This window comes from Streptomyces sp. NPDC058579 (assembly GCF_042718575.1).
Classification (GTDB): domain Bacteria; phylum Actinomycetota; class Actinomycetes; order Streptomycetales; family Streptomycetaceae; genus Streptomyces.
In genome coordinates this window covers 107,274-128,079 of sequence record NZ_JBHXPI010000006.1, presented here as the reverse complement: position 1 = coordinate 128,079, position 20,806 = coordinate 107,274, and the positions used below count along the sequence as shown (strand labels likewise).

General features: G+C 73.5%; 15 protein-coding genes and 1 riboswitch. Of the genes, 13 read left to right on the top strand and 2 right to left on the bottom strand.

Going from position 1 to position 20,806, the window contains the following annotated elements; genetic code table 11:
* Window positions 1–13: 13 nt before the first annotated feature.
* From ACFWRO_RS11010 to ACFWRO_RS10995, 4 genes are all read left to right on the top strand, one after another.
* A complete protein-coding gene (locus ACFWRO_RS11010) occupies window positions 14–1,348 on the top strand; it encodes a cytochrome P450 (RefSeq protein ID WP_384507478.1) in 1,335 nt (444 codons plus the stop codon).
* Window positions 1,345–2,322 carry an NAD-dependent epimerase/dehydratase family protein gene (locus ACFWRO_RS11005; RefSeq protein ID WP_384507475.1) on the top strand — a complete coding sequence of 326 codons (978 nt, stop codon included), beginning with the start codon at window positions 1,345–1,347 and terminating at the stop codon, window positions 2,320–2,322. The genes ACFWRO_RS11010 and ACFWRO_RS11005 overlap by 4 nt, the downstream gene beginning before the upstream one ends.
* 14 nt (window positions 2,323–2,336) lie before the next feature.
* A complete protein-coding gene (locus tag ACFWRO_RS11000) occupies window positions 2,337–3,479 on the top strand; it encodes a PP2C family protein-serine/threonine phosphatase (protein ID WP_384507472.1) in 1,143 nt (380 codons plus the stop codon).
* Between the two features lie 105 nt (window positions 3,480–3,584).
* Window positions 3,585–4,997 (top strand): FAD-dependent oxidoreductase, encoded by a 1,413-nt coding sequence (locus ACFWRO_RS10995; protein ID WP_384507469.1) that lies wholly within the window; start codon window positions 3,585–3,587, stop codon window positions 4,995–4,997.
* Between the two features lie 6 nt (window positions 4,998–5,003).
* Here the strand turns inward: ACFWRO_RS10995 and ACFWRO_RS10990 are convergent, their stop codons facing one another.
* On the bottom strand, window positions 5,004–7,373 hold the full coding sequence (locus ACFWRO_RS10990) for a collagenase (RefSeq protein WP_384507466.1): 2,370 nt from the start codon (window positions 7,371–7,373) through the stop codon (window positions 5,004–5,006).
* A gap of 261 nt (window positions 7,374–7,634) precedes the next feature.
* Here ACFWRO_RS10990 and ACFWRO_RS10985 point away from each other — a divergent pair, with 261 nt between their 5' ends.
* The 6 genes from ACFWRO_RS10985 to ACFWRO_RS10960 all read left to right on the top strand — a co-directional run bounded on the left by ACFWRO_RS10985 (window position 7,635) and on the right by ACFWRO_RS10960 (window position 13,733).
* Window positions 7,635–8,810 (top strand): NAD(P)/FAD-dependent oxidoreductase, encoded by a 1,176-nt coding sequence (locus ACFWRO_RS10985; RefSeq protein ID WP_384507462.1) that lies wholly within the window; start codon window positions 7,635–7,637, stop codon window positions 8,808–8,810.
* A 146-nt stretch (window positions 8,811–8,956) separates the two neighbouring features.
* On the top strand, window positions 8,957–9,307 hold the full coding sequence (locus ACFWRO_RS10980; protein ID WP_384507459.1) for a (2Fe-2S)-binding protein: 351 nt from the start codon (window positions 8,957–8,959) through the stop codon (window positions 9,305–9,307).
* Window positions 9,285–10,856: an FAD-dependent oxidoreductase gene (locus tag ACFWRO_RS10975; protein WP_384507455.1), complete on the top strand. Its 1,572-nt coding sequence runs from the start codon at window positions 9,285–9,287 to the stop codon at window positions 10,854–10,856. Before ACFWRO_RS10980 ends, ACFWRO_RS10975 begins: the two co-directional genes overlap by 23 nt.
* A 199-nt stretch (window positions 10,857–11,055) precedes the next feature.
* Complete coding sequence (locus tag ACFWRO_RS10970) at window positions 11,056–11,922, top strand: dihydrodipicolinate synthase family protein (RefSeq protein WP_384507888.1); 867 nt, start codon at window positions 11,056–11,058, stop codon at window positions 11,920–11,922.
* Window positions 11,923–11,934: 12 nt separating this feature from the next.
* On the top strand, window positions 11,935–12,936 hold the full coding sequence (locus ACFWRO_RS10965; protein ID WP_384507452.1) for a proline racemase family protein: 1,002 nt from the start codon (window positions 11,935–11,937) through the stop codon (window positions 12,934–12,936).
* Between the two features lie 71 nt (window positions 12,937–13,007).
* Window positions 13,008–13,733, top strand: coding sequence for a GntR family transcriptional regulator (locus ACFWRO_RS10960; RefSeq protein ID WP_384507449.1), 726 nt, complete (start codon window positions 13,008–13,010; stop codon window positions 13,731–13,733).
* A 51-nt stretch (window positions 13,734–13,784) separates the two neighbouring features.
* Here the strand turns inward: ACFWRO_RS10960 and ACFWRO_RS10955 are convergent, their stop codons facing one another.
* Window positions 13,785–16,058, bottom strand: coding sequence for a PAS domain-containing protein (locus tag ACFWRO_RS10955; RefSeq protein ID WP_384507446.1), 2,274 nt, complete (start codon window positions 16,056–16,058; stop codon window positions 13,785–13,787).
* Window positions 16,059–16,194: 136 nt separating this feature from the next.
* Between ACFWRO_RS10955 and ACFWRO_RS10950 the strand changes: the two genes are divergently transcribed.
* From ACFWRO_RS10950 to ACFWRO_RS10940, 3 genes are all read left to right on the top strand, one after another.
* Window positions 16,195–16,449 (top strand): DUF1049 domain-containing protein, encoded by a 255-nt coding sequence (locus ACFWRO_RS10950; protein ID WP_384507443.1) that lies wholly within the window; start codon window positions 16,195–16,197, stop codon window positions 16,447–16,449.
* 11 nt (window positions 16,450–16,460) lie between these two features.
* The gene (locus ACFWRO_RS10945) at window positions 16,461–18,110 is read left to right on the top strand and encodes a SpoIIE family protein phosphatase (RefSeq protein WP_384507440.1); all 1,650 of its coding nucleotides are present in this window, start codon (window positions 16,461–16,463) and stop codon (window positions 18,108–18,110) included.
* A gap of 176 nt (window positions 18,111–18,286) precedes the next feature.
* Window positions 18,287–20,311 carry a phosphocholine-specific phospholipase C gene (locus ACFWRO_RS10940; RefSeq protein ID WP_384507437.1) on the top strand — a complete coding sequence of 675 codons (2,025 nt, stop codon included), beginning with the start codon at window positions 18,287–18,289 and terminating at the stop codon, window positions 20,309–20,311.
* Between the two features lie 338 nt (window positions 20,312–20,649).
* Window positions 20,650–20,806: riboswitch (cyclic di-AMP (ydaO/yuaA leader) on the top strand.

Genomic DNA, 20,806 nt, shown 5'->3' with positions numbered 1-20,806 from the left:
GAACCAGGTAGGGGTGAGCAGAGTGGCCGCGCTGCGGGGCGCCCGACGGCGGGACCGGCGGGTGTACACGCGGTCGCATCCGCTGCTGTTCGCGCTGCTCGCGGCCGTCCGGCGGCGCCCGGTCGCGCGGCTCGGGCGTGCGGTCCTCGTGAACGGCACCGAGCCGTACCGCGAGGCCCTCACCCGCATCCCGCTGGACCGTGCGGCGGCCGGTACCACGGGCGGCGCGGCACGTGAACTCTCCGGCGGGGGAACGCTGTTCGACCAAGAGGGCGCCGACCACCGCGGCACCCGGCGGGCCGTAGCGGACGAGCTGGGCGCCGCCGGGGTGGAGCGGCTGCGGCCGGTCTGGCGGGCCGTGCTCGACCGCGAGCTCGCGCCGCTCGCGGCCGGACACACCGTCGACCTCGTCCCGCTGGCCCGCGAACTCGCCGGTGCGACCGTCCGCGCCCTGCTGGACTGCCCGGCCGACGCCTCGGCCCTCGCGGTGGCGGCGGCGGACGCCGCGTCGGCGGCCGTACGCGACCACCTCCCGGGCCCGCGACCGCCGGGCACCGCCCGCGCGGCGGCCAGGGCGACCGCGCGCCTGGAGGCGCTGCTCGGGCCTGCGGCGCCCTCGTGCCCGCACCGCGCCGCGCGGCCACCCGCGACGGCCGCGTCAGCCGGCTCCGGCCCACGTAAGGGCGCCGCAGGCGAACCCGCGCGTTGTCCGCACGACGACGCGGACGCGCATGCGGACTCGACCGCGGCTGCACCCGCAATCGCGTCCGCCGGTGCCCCTAACCCTGACATCGCGCTGCGCGCCATGATCGCCGTCGCCGCCGTCAACACCACCGTCGCCGCCCTCCCGCGTGCCGTCGCCTGGTGCGCCGACGGCGGGTTGTGGGAAGAGGCGGCCGACGACCGGCTGCGGGGTGCGCTCGTCGGGGAGCTGTTGCGGGTCACCGCGCCGTCCCCGTTGCTGCCGCGCGTGGCGGCGGCCGACGCCGTGCTCGGCGGGTGTCCGGTGAAGGCCGGGGACCGGCTTGTGCTCGTGGCGCGGCACGCCGTGGGCGCGGACATCGACCCGCCGGACGCGCACCGCCCCGCCCCGCCCGCCGTCGCCCGGCTCGTCTTCGGGGCCGGTCCACACGCCTGCCCGGGTGCGCGGCTCGCCCTCGCGCAGCTGGACGACGTCCTGGCCGCACTCGCCCCGTACCGCCCGGCCGTCGCCACCGCGCGCGTGGACCGGCGGGCCGCGCTGCCCGGCTGGCGCCGCCTCACCGTCCGCGCGACCACCGCCGTCCACGCGACCACCACCGCCCTCGCAACCACCGCCCCACGCCCCCGTCCGGAGAACCCCTCATGAGCACGATCGCCGTCACCGGAGCGAGCGGCTTCTGCGGCTCGCACGTCGCCGCCCTCGCCGCCGCGCGCGGCGCCGACGTCCTGTGCGTGGGGCGGCGGCCCGGGCCGGTCGGCCGGCACATCCCCTGGGACGCCGAGAGCGGTCCGCCCGACCTCGCCGGGGCGGACCTCGTCGTGCACTGCGCGGCGGCCGTCGGCGACCCCGTGCCCGGGTCGCCGGCCGAGGCGACGATGCGCGCCGTGAACGTCGACGGCACCGCCCGCCTCCTGGCGGCCGCAGGGGACCGCCCGGTCGTCTGGGTGAGCAGCTCCAGCGTGTACGCCCCCGGCCCCGGACGGGACCTGATCGCCGAGGACCATCCCGTCGACGGGCAGCTCAACGCGTACGGGCGTACGAAGGCGGCCGGCGAGGCCCTCGCCCTCGCGGCCGGAGCGGTGGTCCTGCGCCCGCGCGCGGTGTACGGCCCCGGCGACCCGCACCTGGTGCACCGGCTCCTCGCCCGGATCAGGGCGGGCAGGCTGCTACTGCCGGGCCCCGATGTCGTGCTGAGCCTGACGGCCGTCGAGAACCTCGCGGACGCGTGCCTCGGAGCGGCCGACTGGGGCCCGGGCGCGTACAACATCGCCGACCCCGTCCCGTACCGCCGTGACGAAGCGGTACGGACCGTCCTGCGGGCCCACGGCGTGCGCGCCCGGATCCATCACCTCCCCCTCCCCCTGGCGTGGGGAGCGGCCGCGGCGGCCGAGGTCCTGGGGCGCCTGCGGCCGGGCGCCGAGCCGCCGCTGACGCGGTACGCCGTCGATCAGCTGGCCCACCGGGTCGTCCTGGACGTGTCCAAGGCCCAGGCCAGGGGCTGGCGCGCCGACCGCACGCTCGCCGACTACGTCCCCGGTCCGAGCGCCGCACACGGAGCGTCGCCCGCTGAGACGCGCCGCGCCGGGGAGCGCGGCAACAGGACACGCCCCATGAGCTGATGTATGCCTTTCACATGGATGCCCGTCGGCGCGACCCCGCATCCCGCCTCTCGCGGCGCGGCGGGCGGCTGCTGCTCGGCGCGTCGTTCGCGCTGATCGCGGCGGTCACCGTGGTGGACATCCTGGCCCCGCCCGAGGTCCACCTGGGGCCGTTCCTGATCGCCGCGCCCGCCGTGACGGCCTCCTTCGCGGGGCCGCGCATGACGGCGTTCGTGGGCGCGGTCGCGGTCCTCGCGCAGTCGGTGGTGGCGATCGCGCGGACGAGCCTGACGGATCTCAACCACACGTACCAGATCATCGCGCTGATCCTGATCTCGGTCATCGTCACCTTCTTCGCCTATCTGCGCGAGCAGCACGAGAACAAGGTGACTCAGCTCCGTTCGATCGCCCAGGCCGCCCAGAGCGTCGTCCTGCGCCCGCTCCCCCACCGGGCGGGCCCGCTGCACATCGCGTCGGTCTATCTGGCGGCCGAGGAGGAGGCACAGATGGGCGGCGACCTCTACGCCGCGGCGCGTACGGCATCGGGGACCCGGCTTCTGATCGGGGACGCCCGGGGCAAGGGGCTCGACGCGATCAGCGAGGCGTCGCTCGTCCTCGGCGCCTTCCGGGTCACGGCCCGCCGGGAGTCCGAGCTGCCCGCGCTCGTCGGGCACCTGGAGGCGGGCGTCGGCTCCGCGGAGGAGCCGGAGGACCTCTCGGCGCCCGGTCCCGGCACGGGCGAGGCGGCCGACGACGCCGCCGAGGCCTTCGTCACCGCGCTGGTCCTCGACATCCCCGACCGTGAGCCGGTCGTACGGCTCGTGAACTGCGGGCACCCGCCGCCGCTGCTGCTCCGCCGGGGCCAGATCGTGCCCCTGGACACGGCCGAGGCGAGCCCTCCGCTGGGCCTCGCCGACGTGCTCTCCCCCGCCGTGACCGTGGAGACCTTCCCCTTCGAAGTCGGCGACGTCCTGCTGCTGTACACGGACGGGGTCGTCGAGGCCCGCGACCGCTCGCGGGCCTTCTATCCGCTGACGGAGCGGCTCGCCGCGTGGATCGGGGAGGACCCGCCGACCTTGCTCGGCCACCTCAGGGACGACCTGCGGGCGTACGCGGGCGGCCATCTCGGCGACGACGCGGCGCTCGTCGCCGTAGAACGCCTCGCCCCGCAGCCATAGAGGTCCGCCTCTGGACAGCGCAGGACGACGTCGCGCATCTCCACGGCCTGATCTACGTTCGAAAGGAGGGACTCACCCGGCAGCCCCGGACCGAAGGAGCGCGCCATGGCGGCGGACGCGGGTTTCGGCACGTCGTACTGGTTGCGTGACACCCCCTCCCCCGAGCGGCCCGCGCTCGCCGAGGACCTCAAGGCGGACGTCGTCGTCATCGGCGGCGGCATCGCGGGCCTGTGCACCGCGTACGAGCTGGTCCGCGCGGGGCGCGAGGTGGTGGTCCTGGAGGCCGACCGGATCGGGCTCGGGGTCAGCGGGCACACCACCGGGAAGCTGACCGCGCTGCACGGCCTCACCTACGCGCGGCTCCGCGACACCCACGGCGCACTCGCCGCCTCGCGGTACGCCCTCGCCCAGCGGGACGCGATGGACCACGTGGTCCGGCTGTGCGAGGAGACCGGCATCGACGCCGAACTGGAGCGGGCCCCCGCCTACACGTACGTCACGGACCCGGACCGGGCCGACGAGATCCGCTCCGAGGCCGCGGCCGCCCTGGAGGCGGGTCTGGACGTCGCGTACGTGGCCGAGACCGACCTGCCCTTCCCGGTCGCGGCGGCCGTACGCCTCGACGACCAGCTGCTCTTCCACCCCCGCAGGTTCCTCCTCGGCCTGGCGGAGGACCTCGTCGCACGCGGCGGCACGATCCACGAGCACACCCGGGTCACGGAGCTGCGGGAGCACGCGGACTGCCGGCTGACCACGGAGACGGGTCACACGGTCCACGCGCGGGACGTGGTCGTCGCCACGCACTTCCCGCTGACCGTGCACAGCTCGCTGCTCGCCCGGCTCTCCGTCCGGCGCGAGCTGGTGGTGGCGGCCCCCGTGCCGGCCGACCGGGCGCCACAGGGCATGTACGTCACCCCGGAGGACCGTACGCGCTCGGTGCGTTCGGCCCCGTACGACGAGGGTCGCCGGTTGCTCCTGGTCACCGGCGAGGCCTGCGAGCCGGGCACCGATCACGCCGGGGAACGCCTTGAGCGGCTCACCGGGTGGGCGCGGCGGGTCTTCCCGGAGTTCGGGGAGGCCGCGACGGCGTACCGGTGGGCGGCGCAGGACGTGATGTCGGCGGACCACCTCCCGTACGTGGGCCATGAGCACCCGGACACACAGCACGTCTTCGTGACCACCGGCTTCGGAGGCTGGGGCATGAGCAACGGGGTGATGGCGGGGCGGCTCCTCGCGGCGCATGTGACGGGGGCGCCGCGCCCGGACTGGACCGAGCTGTTCGACCCGCGCCGCACCCTGCCCCTGCGGGAGTACCCCGACGTGGCCAGGGCGCAGGCGTCGGTGGCCCGCCACTACCTCGTCGCCCGTCCGCCGCGCTGCACCCACATGGGGTGCGAGCTGGGTTTCAACGAGCTGGAGGACACCTGGGAGTGCCCCTGCCACGGCTCGCGGTTCGCGGCGGCGGACGGACGGGTGCTGCAGGGGCCGGCGTCCCGGCCCCTGCGGCCTCCGGAGTGAGCGGGATCAGCGGCGCAGCGGGCCCTCGCAGGTGAAGTCGGAGGTGCCGGCCCGGCGGTCGGACCAGATGTCGACCGGCCCGAAGGAGCAGTTCATGTCGTTGAAGTTGTTGCCTCCGGTGAGGCTGCGGTCGAGGACGAAGTAGTCGACCGTCTCCGACATGTCCTTGAAGACCTGGTCCGGGTCGGAGGCCGCGCCGAGGTTGGCGGTGATCCGGCCGGTGCAGACGAAGCGCGGCAGCATCGGGTCGCCGCTGGCCGTGCAGGTCGGGGTGTTGCTCGTGGCGGCCGCGAACGCGGTCCGGATCTCGGCCGGGGTGGCGTGCCGTAGGCCGGCGGTCGGCTCGTGGCGGGTGTCGGGCACGAACAGGTCGTCGACGTCCGCTATCTGGCGGTCGAGGAAGGCGTCGTAGTCCCGCTGGGTGCCCGCGTCCTTGCCGACGAGGTTCCGCCAGGTGTCGTAGCCCTGGACGTCGCCCGCCCGGAGGTAGCCGTACATGGCGCGCAGCTGGGCGGGCCGTTCGGTCCACAGGTACTCGAAGAAGGTGCCGGCGTAGTTGTAGAACCGGAAGCCGTCGCCGTCGTAGGTGGCGTGCAGGATCTGGTCGACGGTCATGCGCGGGCCGCCGCCGGCGGTGTCCCGGATGATGCCCTGCACGAGGGACTTGCGGACGGCGATGCCGTCGTCGCGGGTCGCGCCGTCGAAGAACTCGGCCGTGCCCTCGTCCATGGCGGTGGTGCGGTCGTTCTCGTACCAGGGGCCCTCGCCGAAGAAGCCGGGGACGGCGTACCGGCCGTTGAGGTAGTGGACGTACTCGTGGCGGAACAGCTCTTCGAGGGTGAGGCTGGAGTCCTGCGGCACGCGGCGCTGGTAAGTGTAGAAGGTCGCGCCGCGCTCGATGTAGATGCCGCCGTTCTCGGTGCCCATGCCGGTGAGGATCGGGTGGTACGTCTCGTAGTCCTGCCGGGAGGCGTAGAGCACCACGGTGAGAACGGTGTTGGGGTCGCCCGCGAGCGGCTGCTCGGTGCCGAGGACGCGGTGGAACTGGGACTTGACCTGCTTGCTCGCGTAGTAGAGCTGGTCGACGGTGGCCCGGTCGAGCCCGGTGCGGACCTTGATGGCGCCGTTGTCGTAGCTGTACGTGTACGGGAAGATCTTCGCCTCGATGTCGGCCTTGCAGACCTTGTACGGGGCGCAGGCCTCGTAGAAGTTGAGCCAGCCGACCAAGGAGGCCCACGGGGCGCTGCCGTAGCCGAAGTTGGTCTCCACGGGGCCGAGGAGTCCGCCGAGGTCGGCGACGATCCTGCTCTTGAGGCTGTCGATCTGGCCGAACCGTCCGTACTCGCCCAGGGCGTCACGGACGACCCAGGCGTTGGCGGTGTTCTTGAGGTGCGTGTAGGTGGAGAAGTCCTTGAACGCGACGCGGTAGCCGGCGTTCTGCGCGGCGGCGGTACGGAAGGCGGTGTCCTGGTTGCCGGGGTAGACGCCGAGGTAGTTGACGGAGAGCGCGGCGAGGGCGGCGCCGCCCCAGGTCGGGTCGCTCGCGGTCTGCGGGTGTGCGGCGCCCATGCGGGCGAGGACCTGGGCGATCAGGCCGAGTTGGTGCTGTCGCAGGCCGGGTGCGCTTCCGGTGTAGAGGGCCTCGCGGAGCGTCTGGGCGTTCTCCGGGGTGACGTCGAAGGTGCGTGCGGCATAGGCGTAGGCGGCGGTGGCCGCGCGCATGGTCTCGACGGTGGGGGCGTCGGTGATGTCGATCTCGGACCGGCTGAAGTCGTGGTACGCGACGGCGTGGAGATAGGTGAACATCTCCAGGAGGTGGCTGGAGTTGGTGCCGTCGTGGTCGGCGGCGAGGCCCTTGACGCGCTGGGCGACGGCCTGGACGTGGGCGTCCGACATCACCGGGGCGAGGCGTGCGTCCCAGGTCCAGATGAGGTCGCGCAGACAGCCGTCGGCCTGGACGGCGGGGTCGGCGAGGAAGTCGGCGAACTGGGTGGGGGTCAGCCCCGTGATGCCGTCGAGGGTGCAGGGGACGCCTGCGGCGGTGGTGGCGGCCTGGGAGGCGGCCGCCGTCCGTGCGGTGGTGCGCGGGGCGGTCTGGGGGCCGGGGACGCGGCCCTCGGTGACGCCACGGGGTGCGGCGGCGGGTCCGGTCTTCATGGCGGGGGCCGTCGCGAGGCGCTCCACCTCGTCGTGCGGGTTCGGGGCGTACGTCACCGGTGCGGTCGGGCCGGTGGCGCGGGGCCCGAAGGTGCCGGGCTGCGCGGCGGGGGTCGTGGTGGGGGCCACGGCCTGGGCGGAGGCGGCGAGCGGTGCGGTGAGTCCGGCGGTGAGCACCACGGCGAGCAGGGTCGTGCGCACGGTTCTGTGCTGGGACACGAGGTCTCCTGTGAGGGGTGAACGTCGTTGGGGAGCAGGGCGGTTGACATGAATCGACATCGCTTGACATGGCCCTGCCCTTGGCATGCCGGGTAACATAGCAATGTGAAATTGCACTGAGAAGCCTTGCGTCGCGGCAGATTTCCACGCCCTCACCCGCTGACGCCTCGATATCGCGGCCGTCGAAGGCAGCGAATCCCCGTTCAACCAGGGCCTGTTGGGTGTCTTGGCAAGCCGAGTGGCATGTGAAATATTACTGACGTGCCCACGAGACACCCTTCCACGGCGGCCGACGTCATCGTCGTCGGCGCCGGAATGATCGGCGCGGCCTGCGCGTACTACGCCGCACGCGCGGGCCTCTCCGTCACCGTCGTCGACCGCGGCCCCGTCGCGGGCGGCACGACGGGAGCGGGCGAGGGCAACCTGCTGGTCTCCGACAAGGAGCCCGGTCCCGAGCTGGACCTCGCCCTGCTCTCCCTCCGGCTGTGGCGCGAACTCACCCACGCCCTGCGGCAGGAAGCCGAGTTCGAGGCCAAGGGCGGCCTCGTGGTCGCCTCCGACCCGGCCGGTCTCGACGCGCTGCGCCGGTTCGCCAAGGACCAGGGCACCGCCGGCGTCGAAACGTACGAGATCCCCGGCGACCGGCTCCACGACCTGGAGCCACACCTCGCCGACGGCCTCGCCGGGGCGTTCCACTACCCGCAGGACGCCCAGGTGCAACCGGCGCTCGCAGCAGCGGGGTTGCTACGCGCGTCGGGCGCCACGCTGCGCCTCGGCGAGGAGGTCACCACCCTGCTCACCGGGGCTGACGGCACCGTCCGCGGGGTCCGCACATCGACCGGGGCGGACGTACGCGCGCCGTACGTCGTGAACGCCGCCGGGAGTTGGGGCGGCGAGCTGGCCCGGCTCGCGGGCGCCGACCTGCCCATGCTGCCGCGGCGCGGCTTCGTCCTGGTCACCGAGCCGTTGCCGCGCCTCGTGCGCCACAAGGTGTACGCGGCCGACTACGTCGCCGACGTCGCGAGCGACTCGGCCGCGCTCCAGACGTCCCCAGTCGTCGAGGGAACGCCAGCCGGGCCGGTCCTGATCGGCGCGAGCCGGGAGCGGGTCGGCTTCGACCGCACGCTGTCACCGCGGGCCGTGAGCCGGCTCGCGGCGGGCGCCGCACGACTGTTCCCGGTCCTCGCCGGCGTACGGGTGATGCGGGCGTACGCGGGCTTCCGCCCGTACCTGCCCGACCACCTGCCGGCGATCGGCCCCGACCCGCGCGCCCCGGGCCTGCTGCACGCCTGCGGCCACGAGGGCGCGGGCATCGGACTCGCCCCGGCCACGGGGTTGTTGATCGCCCGCTTCCTGACGGGCACGGCGCCCGACCTGGACGCGCGGCCCTTCCGCCCGGAGCGGTTCGCCGACGAGACTCCGGGGGAAGGCGCGTGACCCGGATCAACCGGACCGACCCGGCTGACTCGACTGACCGGGCTGACCTGACCGAGGCCATCGAAGCGATCCGCCCGGCAGGCACGAGTGACGCGATCGGCCCTACTACCGACCCGACCTCCGTCCCCCTTCGGCTGGGAGTGAGCATGCTCCGTCGTTTCAGGCGCCGCGCCGATCGTATGCGCGGCCCGCGCGAACTCGTCGACGCGAGGCCGTCCGGTCCGCCCGTCCCGTTCACGTTCGACGGGCGGCCGATGACCGCACTGCCGGGGCAGTCGCTGGCCGCAGCACTGTGGGCGGCGGGGATCCTCAGCTGGCGCACGACCCGGGTCGGGGGCAGCCCGCGTGGGGTGTTCTGCGGGATCGGCCAGTGCTTCGACTGCCTGGCCACCGTCAACGGCCGTCCCGGCCGCCGCGCCTGTCTCGTCCCCGCCGCGCCCGGGGACGTCGTCACCACCCAGGAGGGACACGGCCGTGCCGACCTCGACACCCCGTAGCGACCCGCACGCCCCCTACGACCTGGTGGTCGTCGGCGCGGGACCCGCCGGGCTCGCGGGCGCCGTCACCGCCGCCGAGCGCGGGCTCTCGGTGGCGCTGCTCGACGGCGACGCCCGGCTCGGCGGCCAGTTCTACCGGCATCCCGCACCCGGTCTCGGGGCCGCGCGGCCGGAGGCGCTGCACCACGACTGGGCGGCGTTCGACGGGCTGCGCAGGCGCTGGGAGGCGAGCGAGGGCGTCCACCTCCCCGAGCACCACGTGTGGACGGTGACGCCCGAGGGGGCCCCGGGCGTCCGGGGCACGGGGGCGGACGGCGCCTGCTGGGCGGTGCACGCCGTGACCGGGCCCGACGGGGACGGGACGCGTCCCGCGCTCGTCCGGGGCCGGGCCGTCCTCCTGGCCACGGGGGCGGCCGAGCGCCAACTCCCCTTCCCCGGCTGGACCCTGCCCGGGGTGGTCGGCGCGGGCGGCGCGCAGGCGATGCTCAAGTCGGGGCTCGTACTGCCCGGCGGGCGGCCCGGCGGCCGACCCGATCCGCGGGTCGTCGTCGCGGGCAGCGGGCCGCTGCTGCTGGCCGTGGCCTCCTCGCTGGTCGCGGCCGGGGCGCGGGTTCCGGCGGTGGTGGAGGCCGCCGGGTTCCTCGGGTACGCGCGGCGGCCCGGCGTCCTCGCGAAGGTCCCCGGAAAGTGGGCGGAGGCCCTGACGCACGGGGTGCCGCTGGCGGCGCACGGGGTGCGGCCGTACACGCGGCACGCCGTGGTCCGGGCGCACGGCACGGAGCGGGTCGAGGCGGTGACCGTGGCCCGGCTCGACCGCGAGTGGCGGCCCGTCCCGGGCGCGGAGCGGCGGATCGCCTGCGACGCGCTGGCCGTGGGGCACGGCCTCGTGCCCCGGATCGACCTGGGCACTTCGCTGGGCTGCTCCACGCGCACGACGGAGGACGGCGCGGTGGCCCTGGTCGTGGACGCGAGTCAGCGCACGTCGGTGCCCGGACTGTGGTCTGCGGGCGAGACGGCCGGCGTGGGCGGAGCCCGACTGGCCATGATCGAGGGCGAGTTGGCGGGCGCTGCGGTCGCGGTACGGCTCCGTGGGTGCGCGGCGGAGGGCTCGCCCGCGCGGACCCGGTCCCTGCTGCGCACCCGGTCGCGGCTGCGCGCCTTCGCCTCTCTCATGGCCGCCACGCACGCGCCGGGGGACGGCTGGGCCGACTGGCTGGACGACGGTACGGAGGTGTGCCGGTGCGAGGAGGTCGACGCGGGGCACGTCCGGGAGGCCGTCGAGAGCCTGGGCGCCCGCGACGCCCGGACGGTGAAGCTGCTGACGCGGGCGGGCATGGGCTGGTGCCAGGGCCGGATCTGCGGCCCGGCGGTCGCCTGCCTGGCACGCGGCGGCGCGGCCCGGACGAGCGGCGGCCCAGGCCCGCTGCCCGGCTCCCCCGAACGGCGGCCGCTGGCCGTGCCCGTCACCCTGGGCGCGCTGGCGGCGCTGGAGGAGACCCTCGACCCCGCGGCGGACGGGGACCGACCCCGTACGACCGACCGGGCATGACGATCCAGCATGAGGAATCCGGCCCGAGGCTCCACGGCCATCCACCGGCACCGGCACCGGCAGCAAGGCAGCGCCCGGCTCCCACCCCCTGACTATCCATCAGTGCAATGTCACATCACATCACACAACCGAAGGGGTCCCCGTGACCGTCACTCCCGCCCCCGCCGACTGGACGACCGCCCGCCCCTGGCGCGGCATCATGGTCGCCACCGCGCTCCCCTTCCGCCCCGACGGCCGCTCCGTCGACCACGACGCCTACGCAGCTCATGTCCGGTGGCTGCTGGACAACGGCTGCGACGGGGTGGTGCCCAACGGTTCGCTGGGCGAGTACCAGACGCTGAGCGACGAGGAACGCGCCCGTGTCGTCCGTACCGCCGTCGAGGCGGCGGGCGACGGCGCCCGTGTCATGCCCGGGGTCGCGGCCTACGGGAGCGCGGAGTCGCGCCGCTGGACCGAGCAGGCCGCCGAGGCCGGCTGCGGATCGGTCCTGCTGCTCCCGCCGAACACCTACCGCGCCGACGCTTCCGCCGTCCGCGCGCACTACGCGGAGGTGTCCTCGGCCGGCGTGCCGGTCGTCGCGTACAACAACCCGCACGACACCAGAGTGGACCTCACCCCCGCCACGCTCGCGGGGCTGCACGCGGACGGGCACATCGTGGCCGTTAAGGAGTTCAGCGGCGATGTCCGCCGGGCGTACGAGATCGCCGAACTCGCCCCCGAACTCGACCTGTTGATCGGCGCCGACGACGTCCTGCTCGAACTGGCCCTCGCGGGCGCGGTGGGCTGGGTGGCCGGCTACCCGAACGCCTTCCCGGCGTCCTGCGCCGAGCTGTACCGGGCGGCCGTCGCCGGTGATCTGGGCACCGCGCTGCCGCTGTACAAGGCGCTGCACCCGCTCCTGCGCTGGGACTCCAAGACGGAGTTCGTCCAGGCGATCAAGCTGTCCATGGACATCGTCGGCCGCCCCGGCGGTTCCTGCCGCCCGCCGCGCTCGCCCCTGACGGGTGTGGTGGAGGCCGAGGTCAGGGCCGCCACCGAGAAGGCCGTCGCCGACGGCCGGAACTGAGAGGAGCCCGTCGTGCGCACCCGTCACGTCTTCCACGCCGTCGACTCGCACACCGAGGGCATGCCCACCCGCGTCGTCACGGGCGGGGTCGGGGTGATCCCGGGCTCCACTATGGCCGAACGCAGGCTGCACTTCATCGAGCACATGGACCACGTCCGGACGCTGCTGATGTACGAGCCCCGGGGTCACGCCGCGATGTCCGGGGCGATCCTGCAGCCGCCGACGCGCCCGGACGCAGACTTCGGCGTCCTGTTCATCGAGGTCTCAGGTCTCCTGCCGATGTGCGGTCACGGGACGATCGGGGTGGCGACCGTGCTCGTGGAGACCGGCATGGTGCCGGTCTCCGAGCCGGTGACCACCGTCCGGCTCGACACCCCCGCCGGTCTGGTGCGGGCGGAGGTCCGGGTCGAGGACGGGGTCGCGAAGGCGGTGAGCCTCACCAACGTCCCGGCCTACTGCGCCGCCCTGGACCGGGAGGTGAAGGTGCCGGGGTTCGGTGTCGTCCCGTACGACCTGGCCTTCGGCGGCAACTTCTACGCCTTCGTCGAACTGGACGCGCTGGGCCTGCCGTTCGACCGGGAGCGCAAGGACGACCTGCTCAAGGCAGGCCTGGCGATCATGGAGGCGATCAACTCCACCGACCGCCCCACGCACCCCCTGCACCCCGAGATAGCCGGCGTGAAGCACGTCCATCTCACCGCCCCCGGCTCGGACGCCCGGCACTCCCGGCACGCGATGGCGATCCACCCCGGCTGGTTCGACCGCTCCCCCTGTGGCACGGGAACCTCGGCGCGCATGGCGCAATTGCACGCGCGGGGGCAGCTGCCGCTGCACCAGGACTTCGTCAACGAGTCCTTCATCGGCACCCGGTTCACCGGCCGGCTGATCGAGGAGACCGAGGTCGGCGGCGTACCGGCCGTGGTTCCGGTGATCACCGGGCGGGCCTGGATCACGGGTACCGCGCAGTACTTCCTGGACCCCGACGACCCGTTCCCGGGAGGGTTCCTGATGTGAAATTGTACGCTGGTGCGGCGCCGCGCCCCGGCAGCCGGGCGGCGCGACAAGCGGAAGTCGGAGAGCGGCACATGGGCCATCTGAAGCAGAGCCAACTGATCACCACCCGGGAACGCCTGCGGGACCAGGTGGCCCACGCTCTGCGCGCCGCGCTGATCTCCGGCGAACTCAAGCCCGGCGAGGTGTACTCGGCGCCGGGCCTGGCCGAGGACTTCGGCATCTCCGCGACGCCGGTACGCGAGGCCATGCTCGACCTCGCCCGCGAGGGCCTGGTCGAGCCGGTCCGCAACAAGGGCTTCCGGGTGACGGAGGTCAACGAGCGGGACCTCGACCAGTACACGGACATCCGGCTGCTGATCGAGGTGCCGACGGTCGGCCGGGTGACGCTCACGGCGGACCGCGAGGACCTGCGGGCGCTCCGCCCGATCGCCGAGGAGATCGTGGCGGCGGCCCGCGCCCACGACCTGATCGGCTACCTGGAGTCGGACCGCCGCTTCCATCTCACCCTGCTCGGCCTGTCCGGCAACGAACGCCTGGTCGAGACGGTCGGCGACCTGCGCAAGCGCTCACGCCTGTACGGCCTGACCGCCCTGGACGAGCGCGGCGAACTCCTCCCGTCCGCCGAGGAGCACCTGGAACTCCTCGACTTCATGCTGGCCGGGGACGCCATGGGCGCCGAGGCCTGCATGGTCCGCCACCTGAGCCACGTACGGTCCCTGTGGGCCCGTGACGGCGCGGGCGCACGACCGTCGGCCGCGTCGACCCCGGCCGTCGGCAGGCCGCGCGCCGGAAGCTGACCGCCGGGCGGCCCGGCGGCGGGCGCGCCCGGCTTCCGGTGGCCGGCGGGCTCACTCGCTGTACGAGATCTCCGTCCAGACCGTCTTGCCCTCGCCCAGCCAGCGCACGCCCCAACGGTCCGACAGTTCACCCGAGATGAAGAGGCCGCGTCCGCCCTCGTCGGCGGCTCGGGCGCGGCGCAGTTGCGGGGCGGCGGCTCCGTTGTCGGAGATCTCGCAGGTCACGGTCGAGTCCGCGGGGTTGCGGATGAGTCGGAGGCGGATCGGTGGGGTCCCGTGGCGGATCGCGTTGGTCACCAGTTCGCTGACGATGAGTTCCACGGAGAAGGCCGTCTCCTCCGTCAGTCCCCAGTCGTCCAGTTGGCGCATCGTCCGGCGGCGGGCCTCGGCCACCGAGGACAGTTCGGGGGTGATGTCCCAGTCGGCGACGTCGGCCGGGTCGAGGGGCAGGGTGCGGGCGACGAGGACGGCGGCCTGGTCGGCCGGGAGGGCGTCCAGGACGGTGGCGGCCAGAGGGCCGGGCGCTCCGGTGAGGTGCCTTCGGAGGTCGGCCAGGGGCGGGGCGGCGGGTGTCGCGTGGCCGGAGAGGAGGACGAGGGTGCTGCCGGCCGGCAGCGGGATCTCCTCGGCGGCGAACGGCGGACCCTCCTCACCCAGCGCCGTGGTCTCCTCCAGGGGGTGGGTCCGCCAGCTTCCGTCCGGGTGGCCGACGAGGACGGTCTGGCGGCCGGCGCGGGCGATCGCGCAGGTCTCGGTGACGGGGTCGTGGACGGCGTACACGCACTGGGCGGTGAGGGGTTCCTCCGTACCGGCGGCGGAGCGTTCCTCGTCGAGTCGGCGGGTGACGTCGTCCAGCCGGGCGAGCAGGTCGTGCGGGTCGAGGTCGAGCGCGGCCAACGCCTGGACGGCCGACCGGAGTTGGACCATCGCGGCGGTGGCGTCCGGGCCGAAGCCCGCGATGTGACCGACCGTCAGGGCGACGCGGCTGCCGGACAGCGGGATGACGTCGAACCAGGCGCCGGTGCCGAGTCCGGTGGGGAGGTAGCGGTGCGCGGTCTCCAGCGTGCTGCTGCCGGTACGGCCACCTCGCAGCAGGTTGCCCTGGAGCGCGAGGGCCACGGCGTGGGAGTGCTCGTAGCGGCGGGCGTTGTCCACACAGACGGCGGTGTGGGCGACGAGGTCCGCCGCGAGCCGCAGGTCGTCGTCCTCGAAGGGGTCGGGCCGGTTCGGCCGCGAGAAGCGGGCGATGCCGTGAAGGACGCCGCGCAGGACGATCGGCGCCACGAGGGTGGGCCCGCCGGTGGCCTCCTGGTCGATGTACGGCACGCCCCGGCCCGGGTCCTCCGGGCAGACCTCGGCGCCCACCTCCGGTGCCTCGTCGGCGTCCGGCGGCCACACGGCCACGCAGCGCAGGGGTTCGTCGGGCGGAGGGGGCAGGCCGGCGTCCGGACCGTAAAGCGGAGGGGCGGTGAGGGCGACCGTGGCGGTGTCGGCCAGGAGCGGCACCACCGCTCGGGCTAGCTCCCGGGCGCACCGCACGGGGTCGAGGAGGAGGCCCATCCGCTCGTGCACGAGGTGCAGGACCGCGAGCCGGTCGCGGGCGCGTTCACGGGCGGTGACGTCGACGGCGGAGGCGACGAGGCCGAGGGGGCGGCCCGCGTCGTCCTCCAGCCGGAAGATGGAGACGGCGAAGATGTGTTCACGGAGGGGATCCGCGCGCGGATAGCCCGCGACCCGCCGGTCGAAGACCGGGACGCCCGTGGCCAGGACCTGGCGCAGGGTGCTTTCGATCGGCTGGGGGGTCCAGCGTTCGTAGACCTCGATGAAGGGCCGGCCGACGATCTCCCGCTCGGGGATCCCGCGCATGCCGACGGCCGCCGAGTTGACCCGGAGCACCCGCAGGTCGGCGTCGACCACGTGCAGGCCGACCGGGGACTGGGTGAAGACGGCCTCCAGGACGCCGGAGCGGATGCCTCCGGGGAGCGGTCCGGCGGGCCACAGGCCCCAGCGCCCGGGCTTGACCTTGCCCCCGTCGTACACCGGGCCGACCGTCACACCCTCGGACAGCGCCTCGGCATCGACCAGGGTGAGCAGGTCGGTCACGGGGCGGCCCAGGATCCGCGAGCGGTCTACCCCGAGGAGCCGCTCGGCGGCCCGGCTCCAGTCCACGACGACACCGCGCTCGTCGAGAACGGCGACGGCTCCACGCCCCTCGCGGGCGTCGGGGCCTTCCGTGCCGTCCGAGCCGTTCGGGCCTTCCGGGCCGTCGCGGCCCTCCCGGTCGTCCCGACCGTCCTGGTCCGGGGGACCCTCACGCTCTGCCATCGTGCCTCGCACTCGGCGTCGGCGGACATCTGCCGTCGTCCCCGGAGCCTAGTTCCTGGCGGGCGGCGGGGCATCCGGGAGGAGCGCCCCGCTCGGCGATCAGCACACTCGCCATAAACGTCTGATAATGGACACTATGGCCCGTAAGCAATCTGCCCCGCACTCTCCCCCGACCGTCACCGTCAAGGGTCGGGACATGCGGCTGCGCACGATCGGTTTCCTGGTCCTCGCCGCGCTGGCGATCTGGTTCATCGCCGCGAACACGGGGTCCGTGACGATCAGGCTGTGGATCCCCACGGTCACCCTGCCGCTCTGGAGCGTCCTCACGGTCACCCTGCTCGTCGGGATGGCCCTAGGCATGTACCTCGCCCGTCGGCGCGCCCGGCGCTGACCGGCACCCGGATGGGCGACAGGGAGCCCCGGCTGGAGCCGGGCGAGGCACTCGCGGCGACCCGGGTGGGCTGTTTCGCCTGGGATCCGTCCAGTGGGCGGCTGACCCTGGACCCCGTCGCCAGGACGGTCTTCGGGCTGCTCCCGGCCGAGTTCACCGGCCTCTCGAGCGATCTGCGCCCCAAGATCCGGGCGGAGGACTGGGACCTGCTGTCGGGGCTCTCGGCGGATCTCCTGGCCGGCCGCCGGAACGCGTACAGCGCCTATTTCCGCGTGCACCTCCACGACGGCCGCAGCCGCTGGACGCACGCCCGGGGCACCCTGGTGCGCGAGCGCCCGGGCGGTGAGACGCGGGTGGTGGGGGTGGTCCGGGACGCCACGCTGGACCTGGCGCACACCGCGCTGCGGCTGCCTGTCGAGGAGGAGCAGGATCCGCTGCGCGCCCTGGGCGAGGGGGCGCTCGCGCTGGCCCGGGCGATGAGTGTCGACGAGGTCGCCGAGGTGCTCGGGAGCGAGACGAGTCTGCGGCCGCTCGGGGCGAAGGCGATCTCCCTGGGCGTGCTGGAACAGGGGCGGCTGCAGATGGTCCGTACCGTGGTCTCCCCGGGCTCCAGCGACTTCCCCTCGAAGTCCCGGCTCGCGGACTCCCTGCCCTTGAACGACGTCGTCCGCACGAACAGCCCGCTCTTCTTCACCTCCGTCCACTCCTTCCTGGACCGCTACCCGGGCCTCGCGCGCTACCGGGTCGGTTTCGGAGCCACGGCCGCCGCGTTCCTGCCCCTGATGGACGAAGGACAGCCGATCGGCGCGCTGGGCGTGTTCTACGACGACCGGTCGGTCTTCTCCTTCGCGGACCACACCCTGATGACCGGCTGGGCGAAGGCCGTCGCCCGGGCGGTGCACCGGGTGGTGCCGCTCGACCGGTCGCGGGAGATCGCCGCCGCCCTGCAGAACGCGATGCTGCCGCGCCGGATCCCCCGGACGCCCGGGGGCCTGATCGCGGTGCGGTACCGGACGGCCCGGAAGGGGGTACGGGTCGGTGGTGACTGGTACGACGCGGTGGTGCTGCCCGACGGCGGGCTCGGGCTCGCGATCGGTGACGTACAGGGGCACGACACCGAGGCGGCGGCGCTCATGGGGCAGTTGCGGGTGGCGATGGCGGCGTACGCGGCGGAGGGCCACGGCTGCGACACCGTCCTGGGGAAGGCGTCGGCGTTCCTGGCCCAGCTGGACTCCGACCGGTTCGCGACCTGCCAGTACCTGCGGGTGGCGCTCGGCACGGGTGAGCTCCAGGTGGCGAACGCGGGCCATCCGCCGCCGCTGCTGCGCCACGCCGACGGTACGGTCGACGTCGTCCGGCTCGCGGGCGGGCCACCGCTGGGCCTGCCCGCCGAGTGGGGCAGGACCGCGTACCCGTACACGACGGCCCGCCTCGCGCCGGGCGAGACGCTGCTGCTCTACTCCGACGGGCTCGTCGAGAAGCCGGGCGAGGACTTCGACATCGGTCTGTCACGGCTGGCCGCCGCCTTCTCGGGCGGACCGCCCGATCTGGAGGAGCTGGCCGACCACCTCTTGGACACCCTCACGGGCGGCCCGCACGCGGAGGACGACGCGGCGCTGCTGATGGTGCGCCGGGACCGCACGGGGACGGCCGCCTTCTAGCCAAACAGCGCGAGAGCGCGTATTGGTTCATGTCCGAACCAATCATCTCCCAACTACCTCCCGCCCTTCGGAAGTTCATCCAAGACTTACCGCACGGATGTATACCTTTAAGGTCGGCTCCCTCATCCTGTCCACCGTGTGCCAGTGGGGCATGCGGTGACACGAGAGGCGGGGCATTGACTCCCATCAGCCGCAGGGGATTCGTCGGCATCGGGGCAGGGCTCGCGGCGGGCGCGGCGCTGCCCACGGGCACGGCGTCGGCCGCCGCAGCGGGCGCGACCGGGACCATCACGGACGTCAAGCACGTCGTGGTGCTCATGCAGGAGAACCGCAGCTTCGACCACTACTTCGGCCGGCTGCGCGGCGTGCGCGGCTTCGGCGACCGGGCCGCGGGCAACATCCCGGGCGGCTGGGGCACGTTCAACCAGCCCAACTGGGGCGGCCGCCAGCACCCGTGGAAGCTGAGCTCCACCCCGCCGGCGGGCGGCGTGGACGGGGAGACCCTCGCCCAGTGCAACGGCGACCTTCCGCACAGCTGGACCTCGCAGCACGCTGCGTGGAACAAGGGCCGGATGGACAACTGGGTCACGGGCGTCGGCAACACCCGCACCCTCGGCTACCTCGACCGCGGCGACATACCGTTCCACTACGCGCTCGCCGACAACTACACGATCTGCGACGCCTACTTCTGCTCGGCGCTCAGCGCCACGGGCCCCAACCGCACGTTCCTGTGGAGCGGGAAGATCGACGCATCCAGCAAGGACGGCGGCGACGAGTCCGGGCTGACCTGGGAGTCGTACGCCGAGGCGCTCCAGCGCGCCGGGGTGAGCTGGAAGGTCTACCAGAACGCCCAGGACAACTACGGCGACAACGGCCTCGCCTACTTCAAGAAGTTCACCGACGCCCGTCCCGGCGACCCGCTGTACGACCGCGGCATGGGGTCGGTCCCGAAGGTCACCGGCTCCACCCCGGACGACATCGCCGCCGCGATCCGCGCCGACGTGGTCGCCGGGACGCTTCCGCAGGTCTCCTGGGTGGTGGCGAACGAGGCGTTCTCCGAGCACCCGTACGCCCCGCCCGGCGACGGCGCGCACTTCGTCGACCTGGTCTACCGCGCGCTGGCCGCGAACCCCGAGGTCTTCGACTCGACCGTGCTGTTCCTCAACTACGACGAGAACGACGGCTTCTTCGACCACGTGCCGCCGCCGGTCGCCCCGCCCGGCACCCCCGGCGAGTACATCGACGGCGTGCCGATCGGTCTGGGCTTCCGGGTCCCGATGCTCGTCATGTCGCCCTGGACGCGCGGCGGCTGGGTCAGCTCCGAGGTCTTCGACCACACCTCCGTCCTGCGCTTCATGGAGACCTGGACGGCCGCCCTCGGCAGCCCCGCCGCCTGCCCGAACATCAGCGCCTGGCGGCGGAAGGTCACCGGCGACCTGACGGGCGTCTTCGACTTCGCGCGCCCGGTGTACGGCGTCCCCTCGGGCCTGCCCTCCACGGCAAAGGTCATCGGCCAGGACACCTGCGGTCCGCTGCCCAACCCGGTGCCGCAGGACAACGCCCTGCCGGCGCAGGAGTCCGGTACGCGCCCGGCGCGCGCGCTGCCGTACCAGGTCAACGGGAACCTCGACCGGTTCGAGTTCGGGGCGGCGGGCAAGATCCTCGCCTGGTTCTCGATGACGAACCAGGGCGCGCAGGCGAAGCGGCCCGCGCACTTCACGATCCACCCGCACCAGCACCGGGACACGGCGGCCTGGCAGTACACGGTCGACCCGGGCGCGACGTCCACGGACTACTTCAACATCGGGCTCGGGTCCGGTTCGGGCAAGTACGACATCTCAATGATGGGGCCCAACCGCTTCCTGCGGCGGTTCATCGGTGACGCCTCCAAGGCGGGGAAGGCGATCGAGGTGGCGGCGCGGTTCGCGACCGAGCCGGGCACCGGGAAGACGGCGATCTACTTCAAGCTGACGAACACCTCGGCCGGTCCGGTGACCTTCACCATCCGCTCGAACGCCTACCGCACGGACGGCCCGTGGACGTACACGGTGGCGGCGAACTCCTCGCGCGAGGACTACTTCAACGCCGTGGCGTACAGCAACGGCTGGTACGACTTCACGGTCCTGGCCGACGTCGACGGCACCTGGTCGCGCCGCTACACCGGCCACATCGAGACGGGCGCCCCGAGCATCAGCGGCTGACCCACCGGCATCCACGTACATCCACGTACACCCCCGTACAGCCACAGTTCCGACCAAATGGGGCACAAGGGATTTCACATCCCCTTGTGCCCCATTTCTCAACTCAGCCGAATTTCCCTGCATGTCCGTTATGGCATGGCGCGTGAGGCGAATCACCCCAAGCATTTCGACGATCTTTGGAACCGCCCCGTCCCCTTGTCCGGCAAGGAAGTTCGGAGCGCCGGGCGCGGCGCGGAAGTCCCCGAAGAAATACCCGCGCATTCGGCGTCTTGTTTCTGTCGACATTTCTCGCCTACGGTCACCTCGACCCGGACGGATCGCCGAATCCTGCCACCGTCCGTAAAAGACCGCTCATTCACCCGATGGCAGGAGCGGGGGACCCACTTTCCGCCGGTCCGGATTTTCCGGCACGGCTCGGGGTTAAGTCGCGCACGCGCGGCCGGGCATCTCCAGCCCGAACCCGACAGCTCACCCCGCAGGCGCCGGAGAGGACTG

Excerpts from the sequence above, each read along its gene's own strand:
- ACFWRO_RS10980 (WP_384507459.1), top strand. The coding sequence starts at position 8,957 with ATGCTCCGTCGTTTCAGGCGCCGCGCCGATCGTATGCGCGGCCCGCGC.
- ACFWRO_RS10960 (WP_384507449.1), top strand. The coding sequence starts at position 13,008 with ATGGGCCATCTGAAGCAGAGCCAACTGATCACCACCCGGGAACGCCTG.
- ACFWRO_RS10945 (WP_384507440.1), top strand. The coding sequence starts at position 16,461 with ATGGGCGACAGGGAGCCCCGGCTGGAGCCGGGCGAGGCACTCGCGGCG.
- ACFWRO_RS10950 (WP_384507443.1), top strand. The coding sequence starts at position 16,195 with ATGGCCCGTAAGCAATCTGCCCCGCACTCTCCCCCGACCGTCACCGTC.
- ACFWRO_RS11000 (WP_384507472.1), top strand. The coding sequence starts at position 2,337 with ATGGATGCCCGTCGGCGCGACCCCGCATCCCGCCTCTCGCGGCGCGGC.
- ACFWRO_RS10970 (WP_384507888.1), top strand. The coding sequence starts at position 11,056 with ATGGTCGCCACCGCGCTCCCCTTCCGCCCCGACGGCCGCTCCGTCGAC.
- ACFWRO_RS10995 (WP_384507469.1), top strand. The coding sequence starts at position 3,585 with ATGGCGGCGGACGCGGGTTTCGGCACGTCGTACTGGTTGCGTGACACC.
- ACFWRO_RS11005 (WP_384507475.1), top strand. The coding sequence starts at position 1,345 with ATGAGCACGATCGCCGTCACCGGAGCGAGCGGCTTCTGCGGCTCGCAC.
- ACFWRO_RS10955 (WP_384507446.1), bottom strand. The coding sequence starts at position 16,058 with ATGGCAGAGCGTGAGGGTCCCCCGGACCAGGACGGTCGGGACGACCGG.